Annotated in this window: 12 protein-coding genes; 6 read left to right on the top strand and 6 right to left on the bottom strand. The window is 36.0% G+C overall.

From position 1 onward, the window contains the following. Positions 1-146 precede the first annotated feature (146 nt). The 3 genes from QMO11_RS21565 to asnS all read right to left on the bottom strand — a co-directional run bounded on the left by QMO11_RS21565 (position 147) and on the right by asnS (position 4073). Positions 147-770 (bottom strand): PAP2 family protein, encoded by a 624-nt coding sequence (locus QMO11_RS21565; RefSeq protein WP_139314913.1) that lies wholly within the window; start codon positions 768-770, stop codon positions 147-149. A 14-nt stretch (positions 771-784) separates the two neighbouring features. Next, positions 785-2236, bottom strand: a complete 1452-nt coding sequence (gene rpoN / locus QMO11_RS21560; protein ID WP_075603425.1) for an RNA polymerase factor sigma-54 — start codon at positions 2234-2236, stop codon at positions 785-787. Positions 2237-2624: 388 nt separating this feature from the next. After that, on the bottom strand, positions 2625-4073 hold the full coding sequence (gene asnS, locus QMO11_RS21555) for an asparagine--tRNA ligase (RefSeq protein ID WP_075603424.1): 1449 nt from the start codon (positions 4071-4073) through the stop codon (positions 2625-2627). Positions 4074-4314: 241 nt separating this feature from the next. On the opposite strand from asnS, the gene QMO11_RS21550 reads away from it, so the two are divergent. Both QMO11_RS21550 and QMO11_RS21545 read left to right on the top strand, forming a co-directional pair. Then, positions 4315-4878, top strand: coding sequence for an L-threonylcarbamoyladenylate synthase (locus QMO11_RS21550; protein ID WP_282039999.1), 564 nt, complete (start codon positions 4315-4317; stop codon positions 4876-4878). Positions 4879-5043: 165 nt separating this feature from the next. Then, positions 5044-5460, top strand: a complete 417-nt coding sequence (locus QMO11_RS21545; RefSeq protein ID WP_282039998.1) for an acyl-CoA thioesterase — start codon at positions 5044-5046, stop codon at positions 5458-5460. A gap of 30 nt (positions 5461-5490) precedes the next feature. On the opposite strand, the gene QMO11_RS21540 is transcribed toward QMO11_RS21545, so the two are convergent. Together QMO11_RS21540 and rimM are read right to left on the bottom strand one after the other, a co-directional pair. Continuing rightward, on the bottom strand, positions 5491-6393 hold the full coding sequence (locus QMO11_RS21540; RefSeq protein WP_282039997.1) for a leucine-rich repeat domain-containing protein: 903 nt from the start codon (positions 6391-6393) through the stop codon (positions 5491-5493). Between the two features lie 3 nt (positions 6394-6396). Next, positions 6397-6960, bottom strand: coding sequence for a ribosome maturation factor RimM (gene rimM, locus QMO11_RS21535; RefSeq protein ID WP_075603420.1), 564 nt, complete (start codon positions 6958-6960; stop codon positions 6397-6399). A gap of 117 nt (positions 6961-7077) precedes the next feature. Here rimM and QMO11_RS21530 point away from each other — a divergent pair, with 117 nt between their 5' ends. The 3 genes from QMO11_RS21530 to QMO11_RS21520 all read left to right on the top strand — a co-directional run bounded on the left by QMO11_RS21530 (position 7078) and on the right by QMO11_RS21520 (position 9491). Then, positions 7078-7869: an ion transporter gene (locus QMO11_RS21530; protein WP_282039994.1), complete on the top strand. Its 792-nt coding sequence runs from the start codon at positions 7078-7080 to the stop codon at positions 7867-7869. 79 nt (positions 7870-7948) lie between these two features. After that, complete coding sequence (locus tag QMO11_RS21525) at positions 7949-8689, top strand: hypothetical protein (protein WP_282039993.1); 741 nt, start codon at positions 7949-7951, stop codon at positions 8687-8689. A 1-nt stretch (position 8690) separates the two neighbouring features. Beyond that, on the top strand, positions 8691-9491 hold the full coding sequence (locus tag QMO11_RS21520; protein ID WP_282039992.1) for a hypothetical protein: 801 nt from the start codon (positions 8691-8693) through the stop codon (positions 9489-9491). On the opposite strand, the gene QMO11_RS21515 is transcribed toward QMO11_RS21520, so the two are convergent. After that, a complete protein-coding gene (locus QMO11_RS21515) occupies positions 9480-10838 on the bottom strand; it encodes a UDP-N-acetylmuramate--L-alanine ligase (RefSeq protein ID WP_282039990.1) in 1359 nt (452 codons plus the stop codon). The two genes, QMO11_RS21520 and QMO11_RS21515, sit on opposite strands and share 12 nt — an antisense overlap. Before the next feature lie 99 nt (positions 10839-10937). Here QMO11_RS21515 and QMO11_RS21510 point away from each other — a divergent pair, with 99 nt between their 5' ends. Beyond that, positions 10938-11753, top strand: a complete 816-nt coding sequence (locus tag QMO11_RS21510) for a DUF3810 family protein (RefSeq protein ID WP_282039989.1) — start codon at positions 10938-10940, stop codon at positions 11751-11753. Positions 11754-11818: the final 65 nt, after the last annotated feature.

Here is an 11818-nt window from a genome sequence, read left to right as displayed (position 1 = left end):
AAATGGCTTTACTACTTGTCTTGAGATTGCCGCGTGCCTCGCGATGACGCAATATCGAATAGCAATAATGTACTTTTGCGCCTCATCATGATGAGGCACTTAGGTAATATCCGCTTAAGCCCTTGTATTCAAATACTGCTCCCTAATTACACAAACGAAGCCACCAATAACGAAAACAGGCCTAAAGCAAAGCCTGCATAAACTTGTTTGGGATTGTGTGCATTCAATTTTAAACGTGCGGTACCAATTAATCCGGCAACAAACACACAAAAGGTAAGCATCACCAAGGTATTTACACCATACTTTAAACTAATTGCCAATAGCGCACCAACAACACCGCCAACACCCACCATGTGAATGCTGATTTTCCAAAACAAGGTAATTAGCAAAGCACAAACAACCGCCGTTAGCGTACCACTATAAAAACTAGCAATAAACGAAGGCAACTGAAAACGCGTTAAAAACAAATACCCCAATGCAAAGAAAAACGAAGTGGTAATTAAAGGAATAATGCGCTCCTTGGGTTTCTCCATTTGTATGGATTTGATGACGCCCAACTGATAAAAAAGCGGCATAATACTTAGGGGCAACACAAAGGTGCTCACAAAAATAACCAGCGTAATATACTTACGGTATTCAAAAGGAATATAGGTTATATGACTATTTAAACTAAAAATAACCAACAAACCTAGTGTTGGCATTAGTAGCGGATGAAATAGTGTTGAGATAATCTTAGCTAGCTTTATCAAAATAGAATTGTTGTGGTGCATTAGTATTAGTTTGATTATAACTCTTTACGCAAGCGTGCTACCGGTATATTCAATTGCTCACGATATTTAGCCACAGTACGACGCGCAATATTATACGATTTCTCTTTTAATATCTGCGAAAGCTTTTCATCAGTAAGCGGTTTCTTTTTGTTCTCGGCATCAATACAATCTTGCAATATTTTCTTAATCTCACGGGTAGATACCTCTTCGCCATCATCGTTCTGTAAACCTTCAGAGAAGAAATACTTTAGCGGAAATATACCAAAGTGCGTTTGAATATACTTACTATTGGATACACGCGATATGGTTGAAATATCCAAGTTGGTAATTTCAGCAATATCTTTTAATATCATTGGGCGCAACTTGGTTTCATCGCCATCTAAGAAATACTCTTTCTGATAGGCCAAAATTGCATTCATCGTGTGCATAAGCGTATTTTGGCGCTGCTTAATGGCATCAATAAACCATTTGGCCGAATCGAGCTTTTGCTTCACAAACATTACCGCATCCTTCTTGTCCTTGGATTGGTTCTTTTTATTGGCCGAATAATCCTGAAGCATCTCAGAATAAGTCTGACTAATTCTCAGTTCAGGCACATTACGGTTGTTTAGTGATAGCTCGGGCGTATCATCCTTATACTCTAAAATAAAATCCGGAATAATATGTTGCACTGTTTTGTGCATCGGGTTACTGTAGCTGCTTCCTGGCTTTGGATTTAGCTTTAGTATTTCCTCTAGAGCATCGCGCACATCCTCCTCCTCTAAACTAAGTCGCTTGGTAATTTTATCGTAATGCTTACGCGTAAACTCTTCAAAATGGTACTTAATAATATTATAGGCATCATTTACCGATGGAAAGGTTTTATCCTTTTTCTCCAATTGCAGAATCAAGCACTCTTGTAAATTACGCGCCGCCACACCCGGTGGTTCAAAATCTTGCACTACCTTAAGCACGTCGAGGGCTTCTTTTTCTTCAAACTCAATATTCTGACTAAAGGCAATGTCATCAATAATTTCATCAATTTCTCTGCGCAAATAACCATCCTCATCCACATTACCAATAATGTGCTCTGCCATTAAACGCTGCTTATCATCGAGTATTCTTAAACCAAGCTGATCTATTAAATGCTCGTGAAAAGAAGCTCCATCTGAAAATGGAATATCGTCGTGTTTATCGTCTTTTGAGAAATTACGAGATTGTAGTTTGTATGAGGGAACATCTTCGTTTTGAATATAATCTTCTATCGATAACTCATCCTTATCGTTATTGACTTCTCTATCGTTTTCCTCCGGGTTATCCGGATTATCTCTTCTTTCTCCTTCTAATTCTAAAACAGGATTCTCCTCAATCTCCTTCTTTATGCGTTGCTCCAATTGAGCCGCAGGAACCTCCAGCAGCTTTATCACCTGTATTTGAAGTGGCGATAACTTTTGTAGCAATTTTTGCTGTAAACTCTGTTTTAACATATGATAGAATTAAACGGTTTATGCCTCTATTAATTTCTGGCCAAGAGAAGGTCTCTACTATTATAACTGTATTTGCATTGTATAGTTTGATTTTATTTGAATAAAATAAACCAATTAGAAGCTATATCAACAGGCCTGAAATACCATCGATTATTAATGGTACCAAGCAAAAATACAGATAAATAAGTGAATTGCACAGCTTGCCTTTATTAAAATTTGTTATTTGAGTGTTTAATAAAGTTAAATGGTTCGATTTTTGTTACAAAAAAAGCCATCCCTGCAATAGAGATGGCTATTATTTTAGTTCATGAATATCTAGTCAGAAGTCAGTAGTGTGGGCTATTTAAAACCAAACTACTCTCTAAAAAATCCCAATGAAGTATTGTTATTAAAACTCAGCGTTATTAGGCGTACGAGGGAAAGGAATTACGTCTCTAATATTACCCATACCTGTTACAAATAACATTAAACGCTCAAAACCTAATCCGAATCCACTATGTGGTACCGATCCGAATTTACGTGTATCTAAATACCAGCTCATTTCTTCTTCTGGTAAATCCATAGCACGCATTCTTTCTAATAACTTATCGTAGCTTTCTTCACGTTGCGAACCACCAATGATTTCACCAATTTGCGGGAATAAAACATCCATCGCCTTAACGGTTTTACCATCGTCGCTTTGCTTCATATAAAAGGCTTTAATCGACATTGGGTAATCTGTTAAAATAACTGGCTTCTTAAAGTGCTTCTCAACTAGGTAACGCTCGTGCTCCGATTGTAGGTCACTTCCAAATCCTTTCAATTCGTATTGGAATTTACCTTTCTTATGAGGCTTCGATTGCATTAAAATATCAATAGCCTCAGTATACGTTAAACGGATATAATCGTTATCAACAACAAAACGTAATTTCTCAATGAGTTCCATTGATTGGTCTGCTGCCTTTTTACCTTTTTCTTCTTCTTGTAAACGCTTGCTTAAGAATTCTAAATCTTCCATGCAATTTTCAAGTGCATAGTTTAATAAGTATTTAGTGAATTCTTCAGCTAAATCCATATTATCGTCTAAATCATAGAATGCCATTTCCGGTTCTATCATCCAAAACTCAGCAAGGTGACGCGTTGTGTTTGAATTTTCAGCTCTAAATGTTGGTCCGAAAGTATAAATCTCAGACATAGCTAAGGCTGCTAACTCCCCTTCTAACTGACCCGATACGGTTAAGTTAGTGGCTTTACCAAAAAAGTCTTTGCTATAATCAACATCACCCTCTTCAGTTTTAGGGGCATTGTTAATATCCATTGTGGTAACCTTAAACATTTCACCAGCACCCTCAGCATCAGAAGCTGTAATAATAGGCGTATGAATATTTAAGAATCCTTTTTCTGAAAAGAAACTATGTACTGCAAATATCATGGCATGACGCACACGTGCAATAGCACCAAAAGTATTGGTTCTAAAACGTAGGTGAGCAATCTCTCTTAAGAATTCTAAAGAGTGTTTCTTTGGCTGCAATGGATATTCATCGGCATTACAATCGCCAACTACTTCAATCTCTGTTGCCTGAATTTCTACTGATTGTCCTTTACCCGCTGATTCCTTTAATGTACCATTTACTGAAATAGCAGATCCGGTGGTAATTCTTTTAATTAGCTCCTCATCAAACTGAGTTACATCGGCTACAATCTGTAAATTATGAATAGATGAACCATCGTTAAGCGCTATAAAATTGACGAATTTATTTCCTCTACGGGTTCTTACCCATCCTTTTACATTTACTGTTTTTTCGTATTCGGCTGAAGCCAGAATATCCTTGATCTTGGTTCTTTTAATCTGTTCCATTATGATTGACATTATTTTAGGGGCGTAAAATTAATGATTTGTTTGAGATTAGGTACTTGAAATGCCAAACAAAACATAACAATAGTCAGATTTTTGTTACTTTTTGTCACTTACAGATGGTATTACCTCTTTAATGATACATTTAATTCGGACTTTTACACAAAATATTCAGACAGGGGACTTGTAAAAAGGCTTTTCACAAGATGGTCTTTTTACTATCTTGCGCACAAAATATATAGCTATGCACGATGATTTAAAGAAAGCGATAGAAGTACTTCAGAACGGAGGACTGATTCTATACCCAACAGATACTGTTTGGGGCATTGGTTGTGATGCTACTAACCCTGATGCGGTTAAAAAAATATACGACCTAAAACAACGTGAAGACTCAAAAAGCATGTTGGTGTTATTGGATAGTGATGCCAAATTACCATCGTACATGCAGGAGGTACCCGAAATGGCTTATGATTTAATTGAGCTTAGTGAGAAACCAATTACAATTATATTTCCTGGGGCTAAAAATTTAGCTAATAACTTAATTAGCGAAGACGGAACAATTGGGATTAGAGTAAGCTCTGAGCAATTTTCGCAACAGCTTTGTGCTCGATTTAAAAAGCCTATTGTATCTACATCGGCCAATATTAATGGCGAAGATTCGCCTCAAAACTTTGGCCAAATATCTGAAGACATTAAGGCAGGCGTAGATTACGTTGTTGGCTTCCGCCAAGATGAAACTTCAAATCCGCCACCATCAAGCATCATGAAATTAGGTGTTGACGGCCAAATTCAAATTATCCGCGAATAGCCCGTGCAACGAGGGCGATTTATTTATACAATGGATATTTTATAAGATGCTTTGATATGAGCGCGTTACTGGCAAACATTACCGTATTAATTGACTATTAACGTTGCATATTGGAGCGTTTATAACTTATCATTTAACACTTCTAACTAATTTAACTAACAGCAAATGATTTTTCATCAAGAAACACCCATACAATTACGCTTTAACGATTTAGATTCGTTTGGACATGTGAATAATACTACTATTCAGGAGTATTTTGATTTAGGACGAATCTTCTATTTCCGCAAGGTATTCGGTGAGCCAATTGATTGGGATAACTTTCAGGCAATTGTAGCTTCTATTAAAACGGACTTTATGGCGCCTGTGTTTTTAAACGATCAGTTGGTAGTTAAAACCAAGATTACTAAAATTGGCAACAAAAGCATTCAGCTAAGTCAACAATTGGTGGAAGGTGAAAAAGTAATAAAAGCAACGTGTGATTCTGTAATGGTAGGCTTCAATCCGAAAACACAATCTTCAATTGAAATCAGCGACAAGTGGCGCAAACAAATAAAAGCCTTAGAAACAGACTTAGAAGAATAGGTGAATGCTAAACCAGGCACAGCTTCAATACTATTTTTCTTTTACAGAGTAAGCATCTCTAAACTCTTTAATTTCGCTTACTTTTTTATCCTTATTATTTACCCAAACCTTATCTGGCTTTCCTTTGGCTTTTACCTCCTGAGGTAATTCTATAGGAATCAGATCAGGATTATAAAAGAAAGCCCCTTTACCAATCTCCACTATGTTACGAGGCAAATCAACTTCCTCCAACTTATTATAGGAGAAGGTTGCTGCTCCAATACGTTCTAGCTTCTTATTTAATTTCAGAACCAATAGTTGGTTGTACATAAAGGCATTATCCTTAACCTCCATCACCGTTTTAGGAAGTACTACCCTTTGTATTTTGTTTTTATAAAAAGCATAATCGCCAATACTGACCAAGGATTCGTTAAGGTAAAGTTTCCAAATTTTATTTTTGGCAAAAGCCCATTCCTCAATGTGGGTAACTGAATTCGGTATTCTAATACTATCCAATTCATTGTATTTAAATACCCCCGTTTCAAGTCGCTGAATGTTGGGTGGCAGTACTACTGAAGTTATTTTATTCCAAGCAAAAGCCTCTACCCCTATTTTTGTAATTTCGGAGCTTAAAGCTAAGCTATCAATGGCATTTTTACTAAAGGCATATTCTTCAATTGTAGTAACAGAATTACCCATCACCACTTGCTTTAATCCACCATCGGCGAAAGCCTCTTTACCAATAACCTTAATAGGAATTTGCTTACCCTCAATGCTAAAGTAATCGGGTATAATAATGTGGGTTAATACTCTACGATAGTTTGTAATGGTACCTGTTTCAATATCAAAACCTACATCGCTTGGTATTAAAGTATGCTCTTTTATTTGGGTTTGAGCACTTAATTGTAGTGAAACTAAAACTCCAACCAGTACCGCAACTAATGCTATCTTCATATATTACTCTTCAGGTATTTCAAAATCAATATCTTCTTCATCCTCATCTAAGAAAACATCAATTAATCCTTCCGGAAGATCCATATTAATGATTTTATTATCCTCATCTATTGATAAAATAAAATCAGGATTGATTGGAATTAGAACTTCGTTTCCATCGGCATCAATCTCAAAAAGTGGGTTGTTTGTTATTTCTTGCACTCCTGAAATAACTCCAACATTACCCTTAACTGCATCGTTTACTGTAAATCCAACCAAAGCAGCAGAGGGTTTTTCCTCATTAATGAGCATTTCCGTAGTTAAAACATAAATATCTGTTTCGGCCAGTTTACGAACTTTATCCTCTGTATCAACATCAGCTAGCTTTACCAAAACGTATTTATTACTTTTATCGCGAATGCTTTCGATATAAAAAGGCACCAGACCGTCTTCAATATCAAGCAGTAAAAATTCCGATTCAAAATCACCGGCATAAATACCTTCTTCTAACGATATTGAAATCTCGCCTTTAACCCCGTGAGGCTTTGCTAATACACCAATCTTTGTGCAGTCTGTTTTATTAATCATGCGCTTTTTATTTATGTAGCAAAATTAACAAAATTAATCGGAAGCAGCCCCGACATGTTGGCGGAGAATGCCATCTTTAATTTGAATCATTTATCTTTACAATAAATACTATTCTCTATGACATTCCGCGAAAAGATATTTGAAATCATATTTAAATCAGATACACCCAAGGCAAAGGCCTTTGATATCCTATTAATTCTGCTAATTACCTTCAGTATTATTGTAGTAATGCTTGAGAGTATTCCTGGTAAATCGGTTAACTTCTATGCTGTACTAAATGAGGTTGAATGGATTGTTGGCTTAATATTCATCGGAGAATATTTAGTACGCTTAATTGTATCGCCTAAACCCCTAAAGTATGCCCTAAGCTTTTATGGAGTAATAGATTTACTGACAATATTACCTACAGTATTAGTATTTGTTTATACTGATAGTCATGCCCTTTTAGTATTACGCTCGTTACGTTTACTCCGAGTTTTTAGAGTTTTAAAACTAACCCGATATATAAAAGAAGCCGCTGTTATATACAGCGCGCTAAAATCGAGCAGTCGGAAAATTGGTGTTTTTTTATTTGCCATAGTAATCATAGTAACCATCCTTGGTACACTTATGTACTTGATAGAAGGCAATGCAGATAGTGGCTTTATAAGCATTCCCATAAGTATCTATTGGGCTATTGTTACACTTACTACTGTGGGCTATGGCGATATTGCCCCGGTAACGGCTTTGGGACAGTTTGTATCAAGTTTTATTATGATTTTAGGTTATGCCATTATCGCCGTACCCACCGGAATTGTAACGGCAGAGCTTACAAGACCTGTAAAAAATGCACCGACTTGTTCAAACTGCAAAGATCAAGACCATAAAGAAGATGCTAAGTATTGCAAAAGTTGCGGAACTGCTTTATAGCTTATCGAGATCAGTTAAAGTTGTGTTAAGGCGCTTCACTTTTTCCTTTCGGCACAAAAAGTATAGTAACTTTGCTATTGTGATAAAACCCACTCTATACACATTGTTATTTCTGATACTGTCAGTAAATGCCATTGCTCAATCGGATACTACTTCGATTAGAGTAGCTATGCGCCTGCTCGATACTGAAAATAACAAACCCATTGCGAATGCCCAAACCATCAGCTATATGAGCCAACACCATTTTGTAACTAACGAAGATGGCGTTATAATATATAGTTTCCCTATGGGTGATTCTTTACGAGTATTTGGTATGGGATACGAAGCACTTACGCTGCAGGTAAGTGATTTTATTGGAGTTGATTCTATTGTAGATATAATGCTAACCAGACGGACTTATATGATACAAGGTGTTGATGTTGGCGGAACCGATATGCATTTACACCTACCCGATGATATTAAACTAGGGAAGAATGAAGATTTAGCTCCTGCCCCACTTCGCAACGATGGTTTTAGTGGTAAACCTCCACTAATTGCAGCAGTAGTAAGCCCGGCTAGCTATATTTTTTACCATACCAGCAAAAGTGAAAAAAGAAAACGCAACATGCGAGCTGAACTAGCAAAACATGAACAGCAAGAAATAGTAGATGAATTTTATAATGCTGAGGTAATAAAAGAGATTTCAGCATATGAAGGAGACACACTGAACAGTTTCATTATTTATTGCAATACCCACCTAACGATAACATCCAGAACTAATCCGTTAATAGTAAAGCAACTCATTTTAGATGCAAAGGAGGAATTTGAGAAGAGGGAATAAGATGAAGAAAATATATCTGATTATATCATTATTGGCAATATTTGCCATAAGCAAGGCACAAGAGTTTGAAAAAATGCGCTTCAGCGGATATATAGGGGAGCAGTTTAAGAATAAGGCTGTTCAGTATGGAGCCATAAAAAATGTACAAACAGGAGAAGTTGCATTAAGTGATTTTGATGGTGCTTTTTCGATTTCGGGAACCGTTGGAGATACGCTTAAATTCCGTTGCATGGGCTACAAAGCCACCGAATGGGTAATACCTGGTATTTGGACCACAATGGATGATACCATTAAATTAAAAGTGAATACAAATATTTATGCACTTGATGAAATAGAGGTAGTACGCTACTACTCTTATGCACATTTTAAGCAAGCCTTTAAAGATCTTCGAATTGAAGAAACTGAAGCAGACAAGGTGAAAGAGATGGTTAATAACTGGGATTTCTCTGAAGCTATTGCCATGGGAAAAGCTAATGCTAAAATGAATCAAGGAACTCTTGGACTAACCCTGTCTGCAGGAGGTAAAGATAAAGTTGCTCAAAAACGTGAAGAAATTAAGCAACTAGAACGATTAGCCGATGAGTCTGCCGAATTTATAAAACTCACTTCGCGGAAGAATGTAAAATCATTAACTGGATACGATGGCACCTGTCTCGATTCGTTTATGGTATATCTTAATTCAAATTATAAGATGGAATATACCATGCCTCAATACGATTTATTAGCCACTATTGTGGCTGCGGCCGATAATTTTGAGTTTACAAAAGGAGATGCACCATGGTACCAACGTTTAATCGATTAGCTCTTCAGCAAAGGCATTAAAATTGATACCTGAAAAATTCCCCGAACTCATAAACAGCAGGTTTTTATTTTGCCAATCTATTTTCTTTATTTCGGCTTGCATTAATTCAGTATCTGTGTAAACTTCAACATTATCACTGGCAAAAGCCTTCTGTACTTCTTCCTTTGTAATGTCATCCAATTGCTTGTGCTTAATTACTTCTGGATTAAAGAAAACCAATGCACGATCTGCAAACTTCATCGTATTCTCGTACTGAGGTAAAAAATCCTTATTCAAACTACTAAAAGTATGCAGCTCCATACAGGCAATCAACTTACGATTGGTAAATTGTTTTTTTACGGCTTCGGTAGTAGCTTTTAGTTTTGATGGCGAATGCGCAAAATCAAGATATATGGCAGTTTCTCTATTTTTCTTTAGAGTCTGAAGTCGTTTAGCAGCACCTGCAAAGCTAGCAATAGCATCGAAAAACTGATCTTCATTAATACCCAGTTGCCCACAAACCAAACGTGCGCCATTTAGGTTTTGTAAATTATGCTCCCCAAAAATATTTAACTCATAATTTTTATCATTAATACATACCTGCGTTTCTCCATCCTTAATGGTATGCTCTAAAGTATCGTATGGGAGCGACTTTATACTCTCAGGTAATTTCGTGCAAATTTTGTTTAACTCCGGATCCTTAGTATACCAAACCAAAGAACCATTCTCTTGAATTGAATCAGCAAATATTTTAAACTGCTCAACATACATAGTCCAAGTTGGAAAAACATTAATATGATCCCAAGCTACTCCTGTTAACAAGGCAACATGAGGTTTATACCAATGAAACTTTGGTCGCAAATCTATAGGTGACGATAAATATTCATCCCCTTCAAAAATAGCAATAGGTGCACTATGCGATAGTTTTACCATAGTTTCGAAGCCTTCAACCTGGGCACCTACCATGTAATCAAAATCAAAATCCAAGGTTTTAAGCACATGCATTATCATGGATGTGATTGTGGTTTTGCCATGACTCCCACCTATCACCACACGCTTTTTATCCTTGCATTGCTCATATAAATATTCAGGGTATGAGTATACTTTTAGGTTCAACTCTTGAGCTTTCAATAATTCAGGATTATCTATTCGGGCATGCATCCCTAAAATAATTACATCAATATCAGCATTTATCTTTTCAGGAAACCAACCATATTCATTGGGTAATAAACCATGCTTTTTAAGACGACTTTTTGATGGATCAAAAATCTCATCATCCGAACCAGTTACTTTATATCCTTTACTGTGAAGAGCAATGGCTAAATTATGCATGGCAGCGCCACCAATAGCTATAAAATGAATATGCATCATAAATCTGTTTGAAAGCCTCCTAAATAGAGCCTTATAAATTAACTATATTTGTATACCAACGAAAGTAATAACAATCTGATCGATATTAAATATTATATGAATAAAAATAAACCAACAATAAAAAAAGCATTACCATACTACCCAGTTTTATTGGCTGCTATTATTTTCGGCTTAACACAACTATTCAAAAACAAACCTACATTTACTGAAACTATATATTCGCAAAGTATATACCCAATTATTGCTAAGCTATTATCCGTATTATCCTTTCATATTCCATTCTCGTTAAGCGATACCTTATATATAGCAATCATACTATCCATCTTGGTTCTCATCATCTTGGTTTGTATCAAGCGTATTAAATTCTCTTATTTTGCAAAACGTATTACCCAAATCATTAGCCTTACTTATAGCCTATTCTATATTTTATGGGGCTTTAACTACTACAGAGTACCTTTAGATAAAAGAATAGAAATAAAAAACAGGCCTGCCAACACTGAAGAATTTATCGAAGTATTTCAGGAGGTAATTAAACACACAAACAATAGTTATATAGAATTTGATAGTTTAAACCAAAAATCACTCAATTTAGATATTGAGAAATCCTATGAGCAATTATCCGATTATCTTGGTATAAGCTATTCTTTAAACCAAAGACGCATAAAAAACATCACCTTCAGTAATTTCTTTGCTAAAGCAACAATATTAGGTTACTACGGCCCATTCTTTAGTGAAGTACACATTAATAAACATCTCTCAGATTGGGATATCCCCATTGTTATTGCGCATGAAAAAGCACATCAGTTTGGTATAACTAGCGAAGCTGAAGCCAACTTCTATGGTTGTGTGGCCACTTTAAATTGTGATAATAAGTATGCAAATTATAGCGCTTGGTTGTTTATATTAACGTGAGTTCGATCTAAGCAGCCTTATTAATATGGTCATTATCTATGATGTCTATATTTAAAGAGGGTTTC

It is taken from the genome of Saccharicrinis aurantiacus (assembly GCF_947489045.1).
Taxonomy (GTDB): Bacteria; Bacteroidota; Bacteroidia; order Bacteroidales; family Marinilabiliaceae; genus Saccharicrinis; species Saccharicrinis aurantiacus.
This window is presented reverse-complemented; position numbering and strand designations above follow the sequence as displayed.